Source organism: Chitinophaga varians, from assembly GCF_014529945.1.
Taxonomy (GTDB): Bacteria; Bacteroidota; Bacteroidia; order Chitinophagales; family Chitinophagaceae; genus Chitinophaga; species Chitinophaga varians.
The window spans coordinates 1,398,644-1,421,365 of record NZ_JACVFB010000003.1 but is presented as its reverse complement, the minus strand read 5'-3'; the positions used below and the strand labels follow the sequence as shown (position 1 = coordinate 1,421,365).

The window sequence follows — 22,722 nt, the reverse complement described above, 5'->3', positions numbered from 1 at the left end:
GGAAAAGCCCTGATGTTCATACATCAGGGCTTTTTTGTTTTTATATCTTCCTGCCCGATGATGGCAGCACCCCAAAAAAATAACCCACCGAAAAATTGCTTTTCCGGTGAGCATCTATCTACCTAAAGTAAAATCAAAAGATTATCTCCGCTTTCTGTCTTTTTTAAAATCATCATACCAATGGGCAATATTGATGGACGCTCCCATGGTAAATACTACCTGCTGAAAATAATCATTCATTCTGTCGTAGTTACTCAGATTATCATTCAGCGGAACTGAAAACAGCAGTTGTGACTGGAATTTTACATATTTATATCCCACCCGGACTGTAAAAGCCGGTTCATAAAACGCAGTAGGTTTAGCCGCTACCTTCAGAAAATCAGCTTTCGCCGTAGCATCATTTGCATAGGCTTTCGGACCAATATAGGAGTCATAGAAATTCACAAAAGAAAAGCGGCTGCTGAAAGCGGCTTCCACAACAGGATGTACAAAGCCAATACTGGGTTGAATAAAGAACTTGGCAAAACGGTTGCTTAAACGGTAATCTTCCCGGTTGAGGCCCTGCTCATTATTACTATAGGGCGCCAATGTCCTGAAGCCACCTGCTCCTCCGCCTGCATAGACATCGAGTACCATTTTTTTCCTGGGGTCCAGCGGCTGGAAAAAGCCAATAGCCCCTTCCACCACACCTCCCCGAAGCGCCTGATTAGTGAAGAGATCATTATCCGTATTGTTGTTGTCATTATCAGGTGTCGCAATCTTATAGACATATTGCCCGTTGGCCATGATCGCGATATGATTGGTGACCGCGAAGGCAGCCTGCAGATTATAAGGAGAGATGCTTGCTTTGAATTCATTTTTCTCCTTCAGCAATGGCGCGTTGGCTGCATTGGGAGAATAGATATGCCTGGCACAGGAAGTAAGGCCCAATATGCCTGACAGGGCAAGGCCTGCGAGATAATGGTGTTTCATAAAGTTGTAGGTTATATCACTGGTTGATGTTAAAATTATTGTTTCTTCAGCATGGTTGATTCCCGCTGGATAAGTTCTACCGGGAAAACAAAGTTTTTGGTGACCTTACTGTTTTCTTCATGGTTGATCAGTTTCACAATAGTCTCTACCGCCTTTTGTCCCATGTTATAGCCCGATTGCTCGATGGTAGTGAGCGAAGGGGAGATAATACGGGAAGAGAGGTCATTAGAGTATCCTACCACCTTTATTTGCGCAGGAATGGCAATGTTCCGTTTGTTGGCCTCCTGAATAAAAGCAACAGCGGAGCTGTCGTTGGCGGTAAATAGTCCGTCGGGCAGATCGCCTTTATCAAACAATTCCCTGGCGGCCTGACCGGCAGCATCCATGGTAAGGTTATGGATGTAGACCAGTTGTTCATCATAAGGGATGTTGTATTTGGCGAGGGCTTCTTTGTATCCTGAAAGCCTTTGCTGGTAAAGATTACAGGAGAGCTGGCCGGAGAAGTGCGCAATCCTCTTACAGCCCTGTTTGATCAGGTGTTCTGTAGCCAGGAAGCCGCCTTTAAAGTCATCTCCGGTGATGCTGTAGCCTGGAAAGTCTACCGGTACGCGATCGTAAAATACAAGAGGAATGTTGTTTTTTATAAAAGGACTGAAGTGGTCGAAGTTGGTGGTGAACATGGAAGCTACTGCCAGCAGGCCGTCTACCCTGAGGGAGTAGAAGGTATGCGCCAGTTCTTTCTCCATGGCCACGGTTTCATCGGATTGTCCGATCACGATGCTAAAGCCGTATTTATGTGCTTCGTGCTGAATACCGCTGATGGCGGTACTTTGGAAGTACATGGACGTACGGGGCACGATCAGCCCTATAATATTGGAACGTTTTTTACGCAGGCTGGAGGCGATCCAGTTGGGCACATAGCCCATATCCATGGCCGTCGCCTGAATTTTTTCCCGGGTTTCCTCATTGATCAGCGGATTGTTCTGCAATGCACGTGATACCGTGGAAGCGGATAAATTCAGTTTTTGGGCAATGTCGTATATCGTTATTTTATTAGTACGTTCTTTCACTTTTGAGGCTGTATTTACATTAAAGGTAAAGCTATATTAAGCAAATTTCCGCAATAATGTAAACAGGTATCCGGGGGAAACAAAATGAAAAATCCCCTTCCGGAAGACGGAAGGGGACCTGATAAATTTTCGTATATACTTATCCGTTATTTAGGATCCAGTGCTTTAGAAATACGGGCGATGAGGTCCTGATAGTGATTGCGGGTCATCACATCACCTGTGGCCGCCGCTGCGCGCAGTTCAGTTCTCAGTGAAGAGAGTTGTGCACGGGCAATGCCGGCAGCATCTGAGCGGGACGCGTCAGGGGCGCTGAAACCAGGCATGGGGCTTGGTGCAGCAGGTGCCAGCATACCGGTCAGGTTGTCAACGTAAGTACGTTGCAGATTGCGGCGGTAGTTATCTACCGGCTGGTGAGCATATGCTTCTGTGAAGATGGCTTTTTTCAGATCGTTGAGCATCTCCAGCGGCTGGTAGGCAGCGGCGCCGAGGGCAGCTTCGCCAGCGCTCAGTTTATTGAGTGTATTAACAGAGAGCAGTCTGCCGAGTACTGGTACCTGTGTGGACATTACCAGCGCTGTGCCGTCTCCGCCGATGCGGCTCAGCAGGTCCTGGTTAACCAGCCATTTAGGGGTGGTGAACAGTTGCTGGGAGAGGAACTGGATCGCTTCTTTCTGGATAGCTTTCGGAACGTATTCGTATACAGCGCCTTCCTGTTCTACTGTCTTCGGCGTTTCGTAGATACCACCTACGTTTTTGGTAACGTGGCCCATGTAGCGGCCAAACTGTGATACTACTTCTTTATACAGTTCAGAGAGGTTGGTGTATCCTTCGTTGTTTACGCGTGTCCAGGCGAGGAGGTTAGGCATGATGCGCTGCAGGTTTTTGATACCGTAGGCACTGGCTTTCATGGCATTGTCGCCGAGGTCTTCGTTCTGGGAACGGGGATCGTTAGGATTGGATTCGGTACCGAACCAATATTTTTTATCCTTCAGTTTTTCCACCGTCATTTTGTTGAGGATAGGTGTTTCTGCTTCCGGTGTTTTAGCGTCGGAGAGCAGTTGATATCCCCATTGTATAGCCCATTTATCATAGAAATTGATACGTGGGTAGAGGTCGGCCCCGGAGATGCCATCACCTGGTTGCGCCACATAGTTGAAGCGGGCGTAGTCCATGATAGAGGCAGCGTGGCCGTTCTTTTTCACCCATTCTTTATCGCGCAGTTTTTCCACTGGATAAGTAGAGCTGGAGCCGAAGTTATGGCGAAGACCGAGGGTATGTCCTACTTCATGGGAAGAAACGAATCGGATGAGATCGCCCATAAGTTCATCGCTGAATTGCATGTTGCGTGCGCGCGGATCGTTCGGAGAGGCCTGTACAAAGTACCAGTTACGGAGCAGGCGCATGACGTTGTGGTACCAGTTGATATGGCTTTCCAGGATTTCACCGGAGCGAGGGTCATGTATATGAGGGCCGCTGGCGTTGGGCACTTCAGACGGTTTGTATACGATAGCAGAGAAGCGGGCATCTTCGATGGACCAGGTAGAATCTTCTGCTTTAGTGGGGGCCATTTTAGCGATGATGGCATTTTTGAAGCCTGCTTCTTCGAAGGCAGACTGCCAGTCATTGACACCCATGATAAGATATTTGCGCCATTTGGCAGGGGTAGCCGGATCAATATAGAACACGATAGGTTTCTGTGGTTCCACGAGTTCGCCGCGTTTATATTTCTCCATGTCTTCCGGTTTGGGTTCGAGGCGCCAGCGGGTGATCATCTGGAGTCTTTTCACGCCTTGCGGGTCGGCGTCGAAGTCGGTGACACCGGTCGTGAAGAAGCCTACGCGGGGATCGAAGTAGCGTGGTTTCATGGGAACAGCGGGGAGCAGTACCATGGAGCTGTTGAGCTCAACGGTAGCGAAGCCGCCTGGTGCCGGCGGGGCGCCAGGCATAGAAGGGCCGCCCATGCGGGAGTATGTTTTAACTGTTTTTATTTCGGTGTTCATGGGATAGGATCTTACATCGGAGATGTAGGATTTATCCGGCTGTGCGCCGCCGAGTTTCAGCATGCTTTTGATGGTGCCGTCGAAGAAGAGCACATCGTTATCACCGGCGATGTATTCGGTGAGGTCGATGATGCTGCCGCGGCCTGATTTAGAGAATGCTTTGACATCGAAGGCGGCTACGATAGGCTGGAGGTTGGAGTTCATCACAGCGGTGAACATGGGCTGTGTAGAGTCTTTCGATACTTCCGAATAGGAGATATTTTTAAGGAAGATGCGGTTGTTGGGGCCTTTTTCGAAGCGGATGACGTTTTCGCCGATGATGTCCCCGGAGAAGCCCATCATTTGGGCGCGCAGGCCGGCGGCGGATTTAGAGATCCTGTTGACGACGAGTACATCTCTTCCGAGGAGGGAGTCTGCTATTTCAAAGAAGTAGCGGTCATCCTGTTTGTATACATTGAACAGTCCGGAATCTGCAGTGGCTTTATCGTTGATCACTTCCGCGAAGGGTTTGACAGCGGGTTTAGGGCCCGGTTTGATCATGGGAGGTTTAGCGGTGGTGTCTTTAGCCGGGGCGGTCGTTGTTGGCGGTGTGGCGTTTTTCTTTTTCCGCTGGGCAGCAGCGGGGGTAGAAACGGATGTGCTAAGGCAGGCGATACCGGCCGCTGCGAGCATCAGTTTCAGGTGGCGTGGTTTGTACATTTGATTGATTGGTTTTTGTGTAACGTTCGATTTTTTTAAAATGGGATTGCAATTACGTACATAAAGTATTAACTTATGAGGAAAATCCATAAGCGTGTGAAAGGGCGTAGGAATGGAAAAAAGGCGGGTTAAAGGCGGTGATGGAGGTTAACACAGTAGTTGCCATACCAACTTTTTTATGTAATCATTTATTGTTATAGCATATAATATTTTTATATAGCATTTAGCGGGGCGGGCAAAAGATATTCCGCCACAGTGTTGAATTTGAAGAGCGGATAGATGAAAAAGTGTGCAGGCGGGTAAGCTAAAACCAATTAGCGGAGCCTCAAAGTGTTGACTGGCGCGGGAATAAATATGTTCTCAGATTTGTAAGATTTCTGTTGGAACATTTGAATTTTTTCTTAAATTGTGCGTCCAACTTTGAAAAAAATTAAACGCTTTCAAATTTTTGGGACAGTAACAAATTAAGAGGACTGCATATTATTGGTTATTTGCTGATGTAAGTGTTTGCTCAAAACAAAAAACAAGTGGTTGAAAAGCCCTGTGGTAGGGCTTTTGTGGTGTAAGGTTAATTTTTGTGGGTTTTTTTGGGCTGCACTTGTTTTTTTGGGCCAACCTTATAACTTTGCGAATCGCTCATTAAAGAGTAAATTAAAGAGTAAATTGAGTGCTGGGAAGCATTCCACAATGAGAAATTGTAAATCGTAACTTCTAACAAACAATAGTTTAATTTTTAACACTAAAATTTCAATCAACATGGCTGAGACTAAAACAACTGTGACTGCAGCTACAGCTAAGGCTTCTTCTCATCAACCTAAAAAGTCGTCCAACCTGTTCGCGGCGTTGGCTGTGCCTATCTGTTTAGTGATAGGATTTCTGTTTTTCTTTTTTGTATTAGGTAATCCAGCCAACTTCCAAGGTAATAACCCAGATGGTCACCCAATTGATTCTGGTATTGGCAAGTGGTTTGGCACCGTTTACAAAGGTGGATATGTGGTACCTATCCTGATCTCTGTATTGCTCGTTTGTCTGACTTTCGTAATTGAGCGTTTCCTGTATCTGTCTAAAGCTAAAGGTAAGTTCAGCGGTTCTGAGCTGGTACGTAAAGTACAATATCACCTGGCTAACAAAAATGTTGACGCAGCTTTAGCTGAGTGTGACAAACAGAAAGGTTCTGTTGGTAACGTACTGAAAGCTGGTCTGAAAAAGTACAAAGAAATGATGACCAACTCTGAGCTGGACACAGATCAGAAAATCCTGACCATTAAAAACGAAGTAGAAGAAACTACCGCCCTGGAACTGCCAATGATGGAAAAGAACCTGGTGTTCCTGTCTACCATTGCTTCCGTAGCAACCCTGCTGGGTCTGTTCGGTACAGTATTGGGTATGATTAAAGCGTTCTCTGCGATGTCTTCCGGTGGTGCACCAGACTCTGCACAGCTGGCGTTAGGTATCTCCGAGGCGTTGATCAACACCGCACTGGGTATCGGTACTTCCGCTATCGCGATCATCATGTATAACTACTTTACTACCAACATCGATGGCATCACTTATGCTATTGACGAGTCCGGCTTTACTTTAACACAGAGCTTTGCTGCCAACCACAAATAATTTTTTGTGGAAATTAAGCGGTTTTGAATCTATTTAAAGTAAACCATAAAAAAAGTAAAGATGCCTAAAGTTAAAATGCCCAGGAAAAGCACGGCTATTGACATGACAGCAATGTGTGATGTGGCTTTTCTGCTCTTAACTTTCTTTATGCTGGCAACTAAGTTCAAACCGGACGAACCGGTAACGGTAGTTACCCCGTCTTCTATCAACACTACTCTTTTACCTGATTCTGATGTGTTATTATTCACAGTAGATAAGGACGGCAGGGTGTTTTTCAGCATGGACGGCCAGCCCAAAAGAAAAAAAATGATCGAGGACCTGAACACACAGTTCAAGCTTGGCCTGTCTGACAAAGAAATGAAAAGCTTTGTTACCGGCGCCAGCGTTGGTACTCCGCTCAAAGACCTGAAAAATTACCTGTCTCTTTCTGAAGACGAGCGTAAGAAACAGGGTCTGGATAAAGGAATCCCTACTGATTCCGCTAACAATGAATTAAAGACCTGGATTGAGTATGGCATGGCTGCACAGGAAGGTAGCATCAACAAGGTGAAATACTGTATCAAAGCAGACAACGCCACTCCTTATCCTAAGATCAAGGAAATTCTGGAAACGTTCAAAGAGAAACATATCCAGAAGCTCAACCTGGTAACAAATCTGAAAGCAGCCCCTCAAGGTACCGCCGCATGGCAGGAAGAGCAGGCTGGTAGTAAGAAAGAGTAGTAAACGGCAGCAAATAACTTCCTGGCCTGGAAGGCTGCTGATTTAAAAACGAAAAAAAGAGCTACTATGGCAGAAATGGATACCAGCAGTAGTGGTGGTGGGAAGAAACACGGTGGAACGAAATCGAAGAAACAATCTACCCGCGTAGACATGACTCCGATGGTGGACCTGGGTTTTCTTCTGATTACCTTCTTCATGCTCACCACTACTATGAGCAAGCCCAAAACCATGGACTTGATCATGCCAAAAGATACCAAGGATGAGAAAGAGCAGAACAAAGTAAAAGAAAGTACTGCGCTGACCATCCTGTTGGGAAAAGATAACAGAGTATACTATTACGAAGGTTTGGCACAAGACCCGAATGCGTCAGCAAATCCTGATTTCTTCAAAGCGACTTCCTTTGCCAATAAAGGCGGTATCCGCGATGAGATCATCAAGAAAAGGGATGAAGTGTCCAAAACAAGGAATGCAAAAGGAGAACCGGAAGATGTGGTTGTCATCATCAAAGCGGACGACGACGCCACTTACGCCAACTTCGTGGACATTCTGGACGAGATGGCCATCAACCGCATACAACGTTATGCTACTGTTGACATCAGCGAACAGGACAAAACATGGATCAAGCAGACAGAAGCTGCCAACGGCGTTAAATAGCTTTTGTGGAATTAATCAAATTTTTGCATCCATATAAAAATTACAATTAACAATGGATTCAGCTAAAGTCTTAAAGTCCGATTTTCTTGATATCCTGTTTGAAAACAGGAACAAGGAGTATGGGGCTTATGATCTGAGGAGAAAGTATAACGCGCGGGTGCGGAATGCCATTCTGGGTACCGTGTCTTTGTTCGTCGTGTTCTTCCTGGCTTATATCATCACCAACTACGTAAAAGCTTCTGAAGGTGACAACAACAAGAAGCCGGTGATCCAGGAGATCAAGATGGAAGACGTGAAACTTCCGGATGATCCGAAAACACCTCCACCGCCTCCTCCACCGCCGGCTCCACCGCCGCCGGTTAAACCTTCAGTGCAGTTCACTCCTCCGGTAATCAAGAAAGATAACGAAGTACCACCGGACGAAGAACCGCCAAAACAGGCAGATATTAAAGAAAAATCCATCAGCACTAAAACTGTGGAAGGTGACCCGAACGGTATCGATGCGGGCCTGCTGGAAGACAGTAAAGGTACTGGTGTGGTAGAAGCGCCTCCTGCTCCTGCAAAAGAAGAGATCTTCACTTTCGTAGAGCAGCCTCCTACCTTCCCTGGTGGTGAGGAAGCGCTGGCCAAATACCTGAGCAAAAATATCCGTTACCCACGCGTTGCGCAGGAAAACGGTATCTCCGGTACTGTATTCGTACAGTTCGTAGTTGACTCAGAAGGTAACATCAAAGATGTGAAAACAGTAGGCGCTGCAAAAGGTGGCGGTCTGGAAGAAGAAGCTGTTCGCGTGGTGAAAACCATGCCTAAATGGAAAGCTGGTAAGCAAAACGGCCGCCAGGTTTCTGTACAGTTCAACCTCCCGATCCGCTTTACACTGCAAGAGTAGTACTGCCTCGAGATATTACACAAAAGCCCCGTTTCTCTTTGAAACGGGGCTTTTGATTTTTAGTACCTTTGCCTTTCGTTAAAAAAATTGAACCGGTATGCTGGGAAAACTAACAGGATTTGATGATACCATTGTTGCAGTCGCCACCGCTCCAGGACTGGGCGCCATCGCCGTTATCAGGCTTAGCGGCAGCCAGGCATTCCCTATCTGCAACGCCCTCTTCCCCGGTAAAGACCTGCTGCAGCAGGCCAGTCACACCCTCCATTTCGGCAGCCTCGTACACAACGGTCACGTGATCGATGAAGTAGTGGTGAGCCTCTATAAAGGGCCCCGTTCCTATACCGGAGAAGATGTCATCGAGATCTCCTGCCACGGTTCCCCTTATATACAACAACAGATCATCGAAGCGACCATCGCCGCAGGCGCCCGCCTCGCCAAACCCGGCGAATTTACCCAGCGCGCCTTCCTCAATGGGAAACTGGACCTGACACAGGCAGAGTCAGTGGCCGACCTGATCGCCAGCAACTCCGCCGCCTCCCATCAGACCGCCATGCAGCAAATGCGCGGTGGCTTCTCCAAAGAACTGCACGCCCTCCGCGAACAACTCATTACCTTTTCCGCCCTCATAGAACTGGAACTGGATTTCAGCCAGGAAGACGTGGAATTCGCCGACAGGACCCGCCTGTATGAACTGGTGACCAACGCCGCCACCACCATCCGGCACCTCATCGACTCCTTCCGCATGGGTAACGTCATTAAAAATGGCGTTAATACCGCCATCGTAGGGAAACCCAACGCCGGCAAATCTACCCTGCTCAATACACTCCTCAATGAAAACAGGGCCATCGTCAGCGATATCGCCGGTACTACCCGCGATACCATCGAGGAAGTCCTCAATATCGACGGTATCCTCTTCCGCCTCATCGATACCGCCGGTATCCGCGACAGCGTAGATACCATCGAAACCATCGGTGTGCAAAAAACCATGGAGAAAATACGCGAAGCGGGCGTAGTCGTCTATCTCTTCGACGTCAACGAACTATCCGCCGATGATATCCGGCAACAGATCCAGTCATTCGAAGCAGACAATATCAACTTCCTCCTCGTCGGCAATAAAACCGATGTCACCGGAGAAGCCGCTACCCGCGCCAAATTCGATGGATTCCCCATCCTTTTCATCTCCGCCAAAAATCATGAACATATCCAGGACCTGAAAGATAAACTGGTGCAGAAAGTCATGGCCGGAGATATCAATACAGAAGATACCATCATCACCAACGCCCGTCACCATTCAGCCCTGCAGGAAGTGCAGCAGTCACTGATCGATGTGAAAAACGGAATGGACAATAGTCTGCCCGGAGACCTGCTGGCACTGGACATACGACGTGCCCTTCATTATCTCGGTGAAATCACCGGCGAAGTAACGAATGAAGATCGGTTGGATTATATTTTTAGTAAGTTTTGTATTGGGAAGTAAAGTGGCATAAACAACACAAAGCATCTATAGCCAAATAGGATGAAAGCCCCGTCAATGGGGCTTTTTCTATGTCCGGTGGTTTTGGTTGTTTTGGGTTGTTTCGCGTTGTTTTGGACATTTTTGTACCTTATTTGTACCTCGAAGCATAGAAATGTTTTCGTAAATTTAAAAGGTGAGATAATGCACCATACAGCACCACTCTGCACCACATAGCCCCATACAGCCCCATGCTGCACCATTACTGAACTGTCAGTGTAAAACATTGATAGATAATGAGTTCAAACATCCGAGTAAACCGAGTTTGCCAATACTGTGGCCATGACTTCGTGGCGAAGAAAACCACGTCCCGGACATGCAGTGACCACTGCGCGAAAATGTTCTACAAAGCGAGACAGAAAGCCGCGAAAATGGAACAGAGCGACAACGAAACATTGGCTATCAAAGCAAAACCCATTGAAGAGGTGAAGATCAAAGAGTTTCTAAACATTGCAGATGCCAGCAAGCTGTTAGGCGTCAGCCGGTGGACATTGCAACGGCTCATTAGACGCTGCGCATTGCCGGCTATAAAGTTTGGTAACCGCACCATTATCAGCCGGCAGCGTATTAACGACATGTTTAGCTCTAACCCTCATTGTTAACCTATAACCTTTGAAAGCAGATGACGAAAGTAACGTTAAGACAAAAGCCTATCTCCCAGGAACGTCAAAGCCTGTATCTTGACTATTACCCACCTATTCCCCATCCAGAAACCGGTAAACCTACCAGACGCGAGTTCTTAGGACTGTACCTTTTTGACAACGCGAAAAAGGCGGCAGACAAACTGCATAATACCAATACCAAGCAGCTGGCGGAAAACATCAGGGCGAGGAGACAGATTGCTGTGCAAAACAAGGAATATGATTTCCTGAGTGACTATAAACGGCAGGCCTGTTTTATCCAGTTCTTTAGCGATTTGACAGAAAAGCGTAAAACATCAGAACATGACAACTGGACTAGCGCCCTGTTACATCTAAAGGACTATGTTGGTGAAACGATACCCATTTCATCCATCGATATCAATTTTTGCGAAGACTTTAAGGATTACCTGTTGACCGCTCCCAACAGGAAAGAGCCTGATAAAACGATTGCACAGAACACGGCCCTTTCGTATTTCAGTAAATTCCGGGCGGCGTTGACTATTCTGTATGATCAGCGGCTATTGAAAGAGGATCTAAACGAGAAGGTGGAAAACATCGATGAGCAGGAAACCCAGCGGGAATTTTTGTATCTGGAAGAGTTGCAGACACTGGCCGCAGCGGATTATCCCGAAAGCATCGCGTTACTGCGAAAGGCCGCGCTGTTCTCCGCTTTAACAGGGTTGCGTCACTCTGATATCAAAAAACTGATCTGGGAGGAAATAAGATACGAAGACCAGGAAGGTTATGCTATCCATTTCAGGCAGAAGAAAACGCACGGCTTGCAGGTGCTGCCTATCTCCCAGGAAGCCTACCTCTTATTGGGTGATAGAAAAGGCGATAGAGACAGAGTTTTTGAGGGTTTGGTATACTCCTACCATAATAACCAGCGCCTCGCTAAATGGGTGGAAAATGCCGGTATAAAGAAGCGTATTACCTTCCATTGTTTCCGGCATACTTTCGCCACATTACAGCTGCGTCTGAAAACAGACATATACACCGTGTCAAAGATGCTGGGACACAAATTTGTATCCACTACGCAGATTTATGCAAAGGTTGTTGATGAAACAAAACGGGAAGCCGCTGCTAAAATATCGCTTGATAAAAATAGTACCGAAAATGAGGTTGTTTTAACCTGATATTGCAGCGTTTTTGGTTGGGTAATACATTGATAATAATATATTTAAGTAGCAGGCTGCTGCATGACAAAAATGCAAAAACATTTTGCTAAAAAAATTAGTAAATATTCGCCTCATTCATTATATTCGTTTTATTGTTATTTATGAATGTTTGTTAATATCAATCAAATGACACTGGCGATGTTGAATAAAGTTGAGGTTGAAAAGTATATCACCTGTGAAACGACCTACCAATTCTATGAAGAGTTAAACAGGGGGATATTAAAAGGTTTGTTAGACCACGGTTTAATATTTTCAGTATATCATGAAGCCTATGCAACGGTACTCTCATATCGAGACAATCCTATGTTGGCAATAGATGTTGTAAAATCAAAGCTAAACGAGTACGATGAGGTAGACCGCTTCCTGGTTTACAAAGTTTTAGCGGCTAAACTTAAACGTGATACTAGTGACGTGTTTCTATTGAGACATGAGGGAATAAAGCTTTGTATTACCTTGATTGAAAGAGAAATGAATACCATTTTCCCACCTAAAGAGGAAGAGGAAGTGGAAGGCGAGGAGGAGATTGAGTTCAGTTGGCGTGATACCAAAGCCCATCTTGAAGCGTTACCTAGCGACAATGAGCGCATAGCCTACCTAATCGATCAGATGGCATTGTATCAACAAGAGGTGATAGCCAATGGGGAACCTACGGATGGGTATTATGAAAAATGTAAGGCGGAACGGGAGCGGATAGAACAGCAGCAAGAATTGAAGAAAATGCAGGTGTCATATGAAGGGGATATAATTCTGTCGAAGCAGCGGGGAAAGAAGATAGATTTTATCCGTACTATAAATGCGCTGTATGAACTACGTTTTTTTGAAGATGTAAACGGGCAAATCCCTACAAAGGAGAAGGTGATGAAGTGTTTGGGTAAAATTCTGGGAGTAGACCTTACAGGTTATGATTCAGATTTGAGCCAAGCGTTAAACAATGGAACCACAGAAAAGAACGTTACGATTTTTCAGAAAATGGCAGATGCTACCATCAACATGGTCACCAAGAAGTTATCATCTTGAAATATGATGTTTTTTATACATTATTTATGTTTTTCAATTATAAATAAAAATATATAACGTCTCTACCACTTCCATTTTCGTTTATTGTCTCTAATGTAGAAAATGCTTTTTTATGAAAAATGTAAATGAAAGATTTAAGAGGTACTTTATGAGCCAAGAGACAGGAAGGCCGTTATTCGTTAGAGGTCGCTTATTTTCCGTATTTAAAAATGGAGATGTGAACGTGCCCGGAGACATGTTGGAGGCAAAATTTGAGATTCAGAATTTAGCTGATGAAAACACTCCTACCATCTATGTTGGGCATTTAAATTTACTGCATAAAGGGGATGGGAAATGGGAAGTAGGTTATGTGATGAATCAACGTTTTGAACCGACGGAACATTTTCCCACACCTAAAGCTCTAAAGGAAATCTTTTTAAGTGTTTATGATCGGGCGGAAAATAGGGGACATTATGAACCACCGCAGAATTTATAATGACCTGATATTAGGTATATAAACAACTTCTGTAAATGATCAGAGCTTTGTCGTGAAAACGATATAGCAATGATCATTTTACAATTTGACAGCGACCAATTTCAGAGTATAGTACAAAGTGCTGTACGTAATGTTTTGTCTGAACAAACAAAATTAGAATCCCCTAGGCCTCCCCACGATTTAATAAGTATTGATGAAGCGGCAAGCCTTGTTAACCTAGCTAAGCCCACTATTTATGGATTAGTAAGTCAATCGAAAATCCCCTGTATGAAGCAAGGGAAGCGACTGTATTTTTCCCGGCAGGAATTGACCGCCTGGATAAAAAGCGGTCGGAAAAAGACTACCCAAGACATAGAGGAGGCGGCAGATAATTATCTGTCCGGTAAAGGAAAAAGGGGGTAGACATGGAACGTCAGACACCCTCACTTATTAACCAGGACAACCAAATATCAGATACCAGCGGCCCGACCCCTGCCGATATACTTGAACACTGTGATAGTCTGCTAAAAATGGGAGAACCGCTACCTCATTCCCAAATCCTTGATCATCTGTTGACAAAGGTGCAGCCGGTCGATTTTTTGGCGTTGGCGTTTCCTCATGTAGTCCATCTTCGCACTGAGCTAAAGGAAGCAGAAGAGAAGCTCAGAGCGGATAATCTGGCGGCTTCTGATGATGCTTCCATCAAGGAGCGGATAAGGATGCTACAAAGCGAAATAAACAAATGCAAACTGAAACAGGCGCACTACCTGATCATCTGTATTGAGGAAATATTGAGGCTTGCTATTGCTAACCGCTGGGGGATATGCCGGCATCAAGATTTTATTTATCTGTACAATGGTGCTTACTGGTCACACCTGGACGAAGAAGGACTGAAAAGTTTTTTGGGGCAATGTGCTGAAAAAATGGGCGTGGATAAATTCAAAGGCCGGTTTTATCAATTCCGGGAACATCTGGTAAAACAGTTCTTCGCCCTTGCTTATCTGCCTACCCCTTCCCGGCCCCATCAAGTTGTTCTCATCAATTTAAAGAACGGCACTTTTGAAATAACACCGGAAGGCACCCGGCTGCGGGAGTTCAGGCGAGAGGATTTTATTACCTACCAACTGCCATTTTCATTTGACCCCACGGCGACAGCACCGCTCTTCACAGATTACTTAAACACCGTACTCCCAGATATACAGCGGCAAAAAGTGTTAGCGGAGTATATCGGTTATGTGTTTATTCATCCGGACACGCTCAAACTGGAAAAATCGCTGTTGTTATATGGTTCAGGGGCTAACGGCAAGTCTGTTTTCTTTGAGATCATAAACGCTCTGCTGGGTGCTGAAAATGTATGCAGCTATAGTCTGCAAAGCCTGACTGATACAACCGGATACTACCGGGCCAAGTTGGCAAACAAGCTAGTGAACTACGCCAGCGAGATCAACGGGAATCTGGAAGCATCCATCTTTAAGCAGCTGGCCAGCGGGGAGCCTGTAGAGGCCCGGCAACCCTACGGACAGGCTTTTAACCTTACCCATTACGCTAAACTCATATTTAACTGTAATGAGTTGCCGAAAGATGTAGAACACACGAATGCCTATTTCCGCCGTTTCCTGATCATTCCCTTTGATGTAACTATCCCGCCGGAGGCCCAGGATAAGGAACTGTCAAAAAAGATCATCCAACAGGAGCTTTCAGGGGTCTTTAATTGGGTGCTGGCGGGATTATACCGGCTGTTGGAGCAAAAAAACTTCTCTAACTGCGACGCTGCCATGCAGCAGCTGCAACAGTACCAACGGCAATCTGATAGCGTGTTAATGTTCCTGGATGATGAGGGCTATAACCCGTCCCGAATCGCTTTCCTTCCCCTACAACAGCTTTATGGCCAGTATAAAACATTCTGCGCAGACAACGGCTATCGTGCTTGCTCAGCTAAAACAGTCGGTGAAAGACTGCGTAGTCATGGGTATGAAATCGAGCGTAAAACGGCCGGGATGGTTGTTTACTTAGAAAAATAATGTTTTGTTCCGTGCTACATATGCTACATATCCTACATGATGCTGGTTGCGCTATGTAGCATATGTAGGATATGTAGGTCTAAAAACAACTTTTTTATGAATGCTTACCGGTATACATTGGAAAGGGGCAATAAGAAATATATCTGTCCTGGTTGTGGAAAGAAGCGGTTTGTAAGGTTCATTGATACCGACACCGGGGAGTATCTGCCGGAAGCGTACGGGCGGTGCGACCGGGAAGTGAATTGTGGCTACTTCCACAAACCGGATTTTGGCACAATGGCACAGATAAAGGAGGCGCGAAACCGCCACTGTGGGCCTGTAAACCACGACCAGCAGTACAAAAAGCGTGAAATCAGGAAATCAATCACGTATATTCCCTTTGACGTCCTGGCCCAGAGCCAGCAAGGATATGAAACAAACCGTTTTGTTACCTACCTGCATTCTCTCTTTAGTATTGACATAACCCACGAACTGATTTTGCAATATCGTATAGGCACTTCCGCGAGCCGCTGGCCGGGAGCTACTGTATTTTGGTGGATTGATGTATCTGGAAATATAAGGGCCGGACAGGTAAAACAGTTCGATGATACCGGTCATACAGCTAAATCAACGGATGGTCATTCCCGGACTACGTGGGTACATAGTATTTTAAAGTACAGCTATGAGGCTAGCCGGGAAAGCCTTCCAGGCTGGTTGTCTGCTTATCTGGAACAAGGCGGAAATTTTGCCAGCTGTCTGTTTGGAGAACATCTTTTAACAGAGAATGCCGGTAAGCCTGTCGCTATCGTGGAGGCACCAGCTACGGCCATTGTGGCAAGTGTTTACCTGCCGGCTTTTGTATGGTTGGCCGCTGGGAGCCTGTCTTATCTTACTACTGAACGGTGTCAAGCGCTTGCCGGCCGGCAAGTGTTCCTATTTCCTGACCTTTCAGCAGATGGACGGGCGTTTACCCTATGGAGTAGTAAAGCGAAGGAGCTGACCGACATTGCTACTGTTACAGTATCTGACCTATTGGAGCGCAGCGCGGACATAACGGAACGCGTACAGGGACTAGATTTACGGGATTATCTTACCCGGTTCGATTACCGGCAATTTCGACCAGTACAGCCAACAGAGGATAAGCAGACACTTACTATAGACGGACAGGAACACGAAATCAATGCTATTGCGGTTATAACAGAAATTGACAGCTATAAAATTGTGACTTACCTGCTAAGAAATGCTAAGGTTTGCGACGTTCTATACACCGCCAGCGGGGAGCTGGTTAACCTGTCGGAAGATTTTTCACAAGTCATTTACGCACGTATAGGAAAAGTGTTCAGGCCGGGAAAAATCAACGGTGTAGACTGCTTCCTTTTTCCCGTTGAAAAACTGCTGAAATATGTGTCATAATGTGACACCATTTGTCACTGAAATAAGACAAAAATAGGGCAATGAGGAAGATTTAATCTTCACATTCCCTAATGATTTAGGTTTCTATAAAAACAAATTATGGCCAGACTAGGAACATACCCAACAACATTTGAAGACAGGAAAGCAATATCTATGTCAGATCTCCGTAAATGGAACTATTTACAGCCTGATATTTGGCGTAGTGGTACTTTGAGTTGGAGTAGGTGTGGGAAGGTACATAGCCAAATAAGTTTCTGTGTCAATATGGCTGCAACCAATCCTTATTTGCAGCTATCATACAGTGTGCAGGGACAGTCGATTTGCTATGATGTCAAATTAACGGCCCTGGCCAGCAACTTGGGAACCGGTAAGGTCTGGTTCTTTATCTGCCCGCTGACGGGAAAGCGGTGCCGTAAGCTGTATTTTAAAAGCAGCTATTTCCAGTACAGAGGGGAGGGGTACTATGAAAAGCAGATTCAATCAAAGTATTACCGGCACCTGGAAAAGACATATGGGCCAGCTTTAAGGGCTGATCAGATCCGTGATCAACTATATAGCCGGCATTTCCGGAAGTTCTATAACGGCAATCCAACCAAACGATATATTAAACTGCTTGCACAGCTGAATGCCGCTAAGGGTGTAAGTGACAGGGACTTAATGTTGGAGATGGTCAGGTGATGGAGCCGGGCCAAAAATATTTTCTATATACGCATCGGTGGCCTCCCTAATAAGCTGAAGAGCTGAAGAATAATAGTCTATCAGGTTTGAAATATCTGACATTTTGTATCCTATAGCTTTTAACACAGAATCTTCAAAATTATCTTGTATTGACTGATAATGGCCCCAACTATCTATCATTCTATCTTCCAATTTTTTTAAAGCACTATAATCTAGCGCTTTTAGGCGTTCCACTATAATCTGCTCTGCAACTGATAATGGTTTTTCTCTTTTTCCCACAGTGAGGTGCTTTTTGTTATTTTCAATGAGATCTACTAGTAGCCCCTTAGTATTACAACGGCTTCTCAGGAAGGAAATCTCTCGGTGAACACTTAAATATCTTTGCCAGCTCATTGATTTGAGCCATGCTGTATTTGTCTATGTATTTGGGACTTTCAATGTTCCCAATAAATCCCTTCGATACTTTCAGTGAATCGGCCAGGTCATCCTGCGTCATTTTCATCGCCACCCGTTTTTTCCTTACTTCGTCAATTATATATTGGTCTATTGCTGCTATCTGTACCATTGTGCTTTTTGAGCAAAAAAGCCTTCTTTCTTTAATTGTTTGCCCAGAGTATCTGAGTGAATGATATTTTTGTTATCTTCGGTGACATAACCAAATCAAATCTATCATGATGAACTACATCTACATTGTTTTTTAACAGGAAAATAGAGATTCGCTCAAAATGAGTGAATTTTTTAGATTTGCAGCCCAAAGACATTAGTTAGCTGCTTCTTGATTCTCACCCGGTGAACCTCGGAAATTCAAAAAGGGAAAGGAGATGATGGAAGGAAGCTCGCGTTACGGCGCGGGCTCTTCTTGTCGTTTCCCGCCCTTCCGAGGGGCCACCGGCGACATTGTAAGAGTCCCGCGCTTTTTTATTCCTGCGCCGGATTTATACCCTTTAAATCCATCAAAATGTCCAGATTGCCCAAGAAAAAGACAGTAAGAAAGCACCCAATGACAAGGGTCTATGATCAGTTGAATAACATTCCTAGTAGGTTTAGGGAGGAACTTTGTAAGGAGTGTGGTTGGAGTACACCGACCTTTTATCGAAAAATAAGAAATAATAAGCCCAAAGTCAGTAATGCCGAATTGAAAGCTGCAACTAATCTTGTAGATAGCTTATTTCTTGAAGTAAAGGAGTCTATCAATGCGCTCAATATTTAGAGCGCATTGATAGACCTGTTGGTTTCTTATCGTTGTTACCTTATATTAACTACACTTTTGTTCCTTATTTGTACCTTAATCTGCTGAAGTTCTTTACTGGTAAGGCTTGTTACTTTCTGTATCGGGAAGTAAAGTGGCATAAACAACACAAAGCATTCATAGCGAAATATGATGAAAGCCCCGACCATGGGGCTTTTTCTATGTATGGTGTTTTTGCTTGTTTTGGGTTGTTTCGCGTTGTTTTGGACATTTTTGTACCTTATTTGTACCTCGGCAACAAAACGGAAATGACCTAAGTGAAAAGAAGTTGACTATCAGGTCGCTGATTGTAGCTACTTTAGAATGGAAGGGACAATTGATAAAGTTAATGCTTAACCTAAAGGAAGCAGGACAATTTCTACATCTTTACTGCTAACATTCCCCAGATAGTAGATGACAGAATTACCAATAGTAATCGGTGCTGTCAAATATATTAATCTGTGGATGTTAACATGGTATTCACATTTGAACGGTTTTGAATTCTTATACTCGTGAGAGTAAATTTAAATCAAAACAAAAAATGTCGAATTATGTCTTATGAAATCTATGAATATGGAAATGAGTTTAGCATAAATAGAAGTGGATTGTTCTATCCGGCTTATATGACTAAAGATCAGTTGAACAATTTTGCTTTCCATTTCGCTAGGGAGATTATCGGTGAGCTTACATATGTTGAAGTAAAAGTTGCTCAAATTGATGATGGTAAAGGATTGACATGGGAATTTATAGAATATGCAGAGGATACCTCTGACAAAAAAATAGTATGGTTATGGAGAAAATACACATTTAGTATGTACCCCTCATGGAAAATCGGAGGATATCATGATCATTGGTTGAGTGGAAGGACACCCAGATGTCAAACTGCCCTAGACACAGAAAATACAGAAAACAGACTACAGGGAATTGTGAACAAAATACAACAGGAAATGATTGTCGAGAATAACGTGATAGGTTATGGCCCACAATTAGATAGATTTCTGTCCAAAAACAGAAATTGGACTCATATTATTACCTTTTGCCATAGAAGTTTTGCTAGCCAGCCTCGTAAAATAAACAAGATGACCAAAGAGATTCGTGAGTATGCTAAACAATTAAGAAAGAGAAAAGATAAGGAGATATAAAAAATCGTCCGGGGAGCAGAAAAGGATCCGCACTTATTTTACCTTGACCCCTCTACAAACAATATAATGACTGAAAGTAGCAGGATAAACAACATAAAGAGCTTATATCAAAATAGAAAAGGCCCGACAGCAGGGCTTTTTCTATTTTGATAATTTATTTTGTTAGTGAGTCAAAACGAGACGTCAATAAAGTTTGGGAAAAACAAAACTTGGATTTCGAGGCCTTTAGGTCACGAACTGCCAATCATTGAAGGGTGGAGATACTTTTAGCCGGTTTTGCATCAGGAATAAATATTTGAGTCTTTATATAATAGAGATGCTGATAACAAATTATCATCTTTTTTTCTTAAATTGTTATAACTGTAGAACCTCGGAAATAACCACCTTAAAAACAGTTAACCTTCTTGTTATGAAAAATGTTATTACCCTGATGGCTATTATGCTGTTGCTTCCAGCGTTAAATCCAATGTCAATGGCGCAGTTAAACTGCGATGAATTAAAGAAAGAGAATGAATCTCTCAAAAAAGCATTGCAGATCACTACGCCCATCAAAACAATCACTTCCTCCAAAATAGATTTTAATCTTATAAAATGCGAGGGTAATACAAAGGAACAAACAGTTGATGTGATGCTTACGCTGGTAAATCATGATGCCAATCAGGAATTTCAATTTGAGGAGGCTAAAGCGATTGATATAGAAGCCAATGAATATAAGACGTTCAATATTTCCATTGGCAGTGGTAGTAGCAGAAATAAAATTTATACCGACACTCCGGTTAAAGTAGTGATCAAATTCACCAAAGTACTGCCGTCTGTGAAAATATTCAAGCTGATTCCTATATCATATTTTCACGATGCGCCTGGGCGTAGTGTTGACATAGAATACAAAGACATTACGATTAGCTGGAAGTAGCCTATTTAACAGCTGTCCAATTGTCAATTCACCAATGGCCCATCCGGAGATAAATAAAAATTCAAAAGAATAGAATCTCCCGGATTGGCGCTAATATAACCAGTGGTGATGGCTTTATAACCAGGCCAACCAGCCCATATTTTGTGTTTGCCGGGGCGTACCTGTAGTTTATAGACGCCTTCATATCCAATCGACCTAGATGGTTTAGTGGTGTCTGCATCCAATATGAGGTTGACGCCCACCAAAGGCTGCTCATCGGGTTTCCCGGCTTCAAAAGCCCTGATGACAATCAAAGCCCCTGCGGTACCTGTTTTTTTATGTTTTTTTATCGTGTAGTTTCTTTGCTTTTCCTGTGCCTTGGTCGGTGTGCCAAAGGTTATGCAGGAAAGAAAAAGAATACCACAGCATAGATGTTTTACATTCATCGTCATACAATTTAACAGCCTGATTTTTTGCCTCTCTGTTGCTTAGCGGCTCCATTCATATCTACTCCATTCTGTTCGACGCTCAGCACATTGTTAATTCTGTTTTGCGTGGCTATTGGAAGGGATTTGAATGCTTGTGTCGATGTTAGCCCGCCCCATGCCATATCCTCATAAAACTGCCGGTCTGTAATGATACCGTTCAATTCACCAAATCCCTGCAAGGCATCAGCGATGCTTGAAACAAATGTTGCCATGGTCATATGATGTGCTCCGTTTGCGTCCTGCGTGCGGTTGTAATACTCTACTAAATCGCCATACGTTTGATTGGCGGTTATGGGGTTGGTACCGAACCTGGTAACAATATAGGCGTGCACAGCCTCATGTAATAATGTCCTGGCAACCACAAATGTAGTGGCATTTTTATACTTGCTGTCATCGATGGTGGTATTCACGGTATTATTCGCTCTGTCATAGAGTGGTTCAGTAGAGCCGTTTTCATCTGGTCCTAATGGCCCATTCTTCACGTTCCAGTTGAAACCAAGGCGATCTCCTTCACCTGCGAACTGTTGTATAATACTGCTAACTCCTTTGCTTTGCCATTTTAAAGATGCTAACACTTCTTTCATACAATCTTTTAACTTTGAATCATCGATAATGGCCGGCGATTTTGGCGGAGTTGCGGTGGGGGAGCTTGTACCAGTTCCGCCGCCTTCATTGTGAATTAAATTAGGGTCGTATGCAGGGTTATAAACCGGTGCGAGAGGGTCCGAAGACCCCGGTAATATTACCGGACCGGTATAGGGAGCTGTTACCACGATACCTGGCAAATCCACGCCGGTAACGCCTGTTTCTTCATTCCAGCATCTGATACCGACCACCGGGTCGTTGTAATCGCATATCACGTCTTCCGTCTGGGCGGCGCGTTTATCCTTTGCTGGCGGGAACAGGCTATAGGTCATTTTCCCCGCGGTATATTTTCTTCCCGTAATAAAAACATTATCCAACGTAAAGAACAGGATGTAACCAGAGAAATTTTTATTGTCTACATAACTTCTGATATCAAGACCAGGTCCGAGTTTCGCTATTTGTTTGTTAAAGTAAGCCGTATCCATCCTGATTTCAAATGCTACAGCATTTACTTTGTCATTTTGTTTTTGAAAGATGATATCGCGATACCAATAACATTTTCCGTTATTGCCAAATGTGCGGCCACCTTGAATTTGTGGTACTTTTAGCAGACTGAATTTTGAAGAGAGATGGACTGTTGTGTGGGCGTCCCAATTAGGTGCTATGGAAAGATTACTGGTCTGCAGTTCGGTTTGCGCCTGCTTGTGAAAGTAGTCGGTAAAGCTCTTTTGTGCTTCTTCTACAGACACTACATTCGGGAGTTGGGATTCGTTGGACAGACGCTCTTTTTTGTTACATCCTGTTAAAGCCACAAAACCGGTTAACAGGAGCAGCAATAGGGCTCTTGAATTTTTATTGCTCATAGGGAAAGAAGTTAA

The 22,722-nt window shown here is 44.4% G+C and carries 21 protein-coding genes and 1 pseudogene; 15 read left to right on the top strand and 7 right to left on the bottom strand.

Going from position 1 to position 22,722, the window contains the following annotated elements:
- Nucleotides 1-141: 141 nt before the first annotated feature.
- The 3 genes from ICL55_RS20230 to ICL55_RS20220 form a co-directional block, all read right to left on the bottom strand.
- Nucleotides 142-972 carry a hypothetical protein gene (locus tag ICL55_RS20230; protein ID WP_188100559.1) on the bottom strand — a complete coding sequence of 277 codons (831 nt, stop codon included), beginning with the start codon at nucleotides 970-972 and terminating at the stop codon, nucleotides 142-144.
- A gap of 35 nt (nucleotides 973-1,007) precedes the next feature.
- Nucleotides 1,008-2,042 carry a substrate-binding domain-containing protein gene (locus tag ICL55_RS20225; protein WP_188100557.1) on the bottom strand — a complete coding sequence of 345 codons (1,035 nt, stop codon included), beginning with the start codon at nucleotides 2,040-2,042 and terminating at the stop codon, nucleotides 1,008-1,010.
- 146 nt (nucleotides 2,043-2,188) lie between these two features.
- Complete coding sequence (locus ICL55_RS20220; RefSeq protein WP_188100555.1) at nucleotides 2,189-4,741, bottom strand: zinc-dependent metalloprotease; 2,553 nt, start codon at nucleotides 4,739-4,741, stop codon at nucleotides 2,189-2,191.
- Nucleotides 4,742-5,497: 756 nt separating this feature from the next.
- On the opposite strand from ICL55_RS20220, the gene ICL55_RS20215 reads away from it, so the two are divergent.
- The 13 genes and pseudogenes from ICL55_RS20215 (at nucleotide 5,498) to ICL55_RS20160 (ending at nucleotide 16,831) form a co-directional block, all read left to right on the top strand.
- A complete protein-coding gene (locus tag ICL55_RS20215) occupies nucleotides 5,498-6,352 on the top strand; it encodes a MotA/TolQ/ExbB proton channel family protein (protein ID WP_168875141.1) in 855 nt (284 codons plus the stop codon).
- 60 nt (nucleotides 6,353-6,412) lie between these two features.
- Nucleotides 6,413-7,072, top strand: coding sequence for an ExbD/TolR family protein (locus tag ICL55_RS20210; protein ID WP_188100553.1), 660 nt, complete (start codon nucleotides 6,413-6,415; stop codon nucleotides 7,070-7,072).
- Between the two features lie 66 nt (nucleotides 7,073-7,138).
- Nucleotides 7,139-7,726, top strand: a complete 588-nt coding sequence (locus ICL55_RS20205; RefSeq protein WP_188100551.1) for an ExbD/TolR family protein — start codon at nucleotides 7,139-7,141, stop codon at nucleotides 7,724-7,726.
- 52 nt (nucleotides 7,727-7,778) lie between these two features.
- Complete coding sequence (locus tag ICL55_RS20200) at nucleotides 7,779-8,615, top strand: energy transducer TonB (RefSeq protein WP_188100549.1); 837 nt, start codon at nucleotides 7,779-7,781, stop codon at nucleotides 8,613-8,615.
- A 97-nt stretch (nucleotides 8,616-8,712) separates the two neighbouring features.
- A complete protein-coding gene (gene mnmE / locus ICL55_RS20195; RefSeq protein ID WP_188100547.1) occupies nucleotides 8,713-10,092 on the top strand; it encodes a tRNA uridine-5-carboxymethylaminomethyl(34) synthesis GTPase MnmE in 1,380 nt (459 codons plus the stop codon).
- A gap of 374 nt (nucleotides 10,093-10,466) precedes the next feature.
- A complete protein-coding gene (locus tag ICL55_RS20190) occupies nucleotides 10,467-10,730 on the top strand; it encodes a helix-turn-helix domain-containing protein (RefSeq protein ID WP_188100545.1) in 264 nt (87 codons plus the stop codon).
- 20 nt (nucleotides 10,731-10,750) lie between these two features.
- Entirely contained in the window at nucleotides 10,751-11,905 is a 1,155-nt protein-coding gene (locus ICL55_RS20185) for a site-specific integrase (protein ID WP_188100543.1), read from the top strand.
- A 168-nt stretch (nucleotides 11,906-12,073) separates the two neighbouring features.
- Complete coding sequence (locus tag ICL55_RS20180; protein ID WP_188100541.1) at nucleotides 12,074-12,964, top strand: hypothetical protein; 891 nt, start codon at nucleotides 12,074-12,076, stop codon at nucleotides 12,962-12,964.
- A gap of 112 nt (nucleotides 12,965-13,076) precedes the next feature.
- On the top strand, nucleotides 13,077-13,439 hold the full coding sequence (locus ICL55_RS20175) for a hypothetical protein (RefSeq protein ID WP_188100539.1): 363 nt from the start codon (nucleotides 13,077-13,079) through the stop codon (nucleotides 13,437-13,439).
- Nucleotides 13,440-13,508: 69 nt separating this feature from the next.
- Complete coding sequence (locus ICL55_RS20170) at nucleotides 13,509-13,841, top strand: helix-turn-helix domain-containing protein (RefSeq protein WP_188100536.1); 333 nt, start codon at nucleotides 13,509-13,511, stop codon at nucleotides 13,839-13,841.
- 2 nt (nucleotides 13,842-13,843) lie between these two features.
- Nucleotides 13,844-15,439, top strand: a complete 1,596-nt coding sequence (locus ICL55_RS20165) for a DNA primase family protein (protein WP_223151512.1) — start codon at nucleotides 13,844-13,846, stop codon at nucleotides 15,437-15,439.
- A 36-nt stretch (nucleotides 15,440-15,475) separates the two neighbouring features.
- A pseudogene (locus ICL55_RS35655) lies at nucleotides 15,476-15,694 on the top strand (PG0870-related protein); the annotation flags it as partial.
- A gap of 21 nt (nucleotides 15,695-15,715) precedes the next feature.
- The gene (locus tag ICL55_RS20160; RefSeq protein WP_188100534.1) at nucleotides 15,716-16,831 is read left to right on the top strand and encodes a DUF6371 domain-containing protein; all 1,116 of its coding nucleotides are present in this window, start codon (nucleotides 15,716-15,718) and stop codon (nucleotides 16,829-16,831) included.
- Between the two features lie 654 nt (nucleotides 16,832-17,485).
- Here the strand turns inward: ICL55_RS20160 and ICL55_RS20155 are convergent.
- Together ICL55_RS20155 and ICL55_RS20150 are read right to left on the bottom strand one after the other, a co-directional pair.
- A complete protein-coding gene (locus ICL55_RS20155) occupies nucleotides 17,486-17,788 on the bottom strand; it encodes a hypothetical protein (protein ID WP_188100532.1) in 303 nt (100 codons plus the stop codon).
- 52 nt (nucleotides 17,789-17,840) lie between these two features.
- Nucleotides 17,841-18,074, bottom strand: a complete 234-nt coding sequence (locus tag ICL55_RS20150; protein ID WP_188100530.1) for a helix-turn-helix transcriptional regulator — start codon at nucleotides 18,072-18,074, stop codon at nucleotides 17,841-17,843.
- A gap of 1,214 nt (nucleotides 18,075-19,288) precedes the next feature.
- On the opposite strand from ICL55_RS20150, the gene ICL55_RS20145 reads away from it, so the two are divergent.
- Both ICL55_RS20145 and ICL55_RS20140 read left to right on the top strand, forming a co-directional pair.
- Nucleotides 19,289-19,879, top strand: a complete 591-nt coding sequence (locus tag ICL55_RS20145) for a hypothetical protein (protein ID WP_188100528.1) — start codon at nucleotides 19,289-19,291, stop codon at nucleotides 19,877-19,879.
- A 409-nt stretch (nucleotides 19,880-20,288) separates the two neighbouring features.
- Nucleotides 20,289-20,792, top strand: a complete 504-nt coding sequence (locus ICL55_RS20140) for a hypothetical protein (protein ID WP_188100526.1) — start codon at nucleotides 20,289-20,291, stop codon at nucleotides 20,790-20,792.
- A gap of 23 nt (nucleotides 20,793-20,815) precedes the next feature.
- Here ICL55_RS20140 and ICL55_RS20135 read toward each other — a convergent pair whose 3' ends face one another.
- Nucleotides 20,816-21,217, bottom strand: a complete 402-nt coding sequence (locus ICL55_RS20135) for a hypothetical protein (RefSeq protein ID WP_188100524.1) — start codon at nucleotides 21,215-21,217, stop codon at nucleotides 20,816-20,818.
- An 11-nt stretch (nucleotides 21,218-21,228) separates the two neighbouring features.
- Nucleotides 21,229-22,707, bottom strand: coding sequence for a hypothetical protein (locus ICL55_RS20130; RefSeq protein ID WP_188100522.1), 1,479 nt, complete (start codon nucleotides 22,705-22,707; stop codon nucleotides 21,229-21,231).
- Nucleotides 22,708-22,722: the final 15 nt, after the last annotated feature.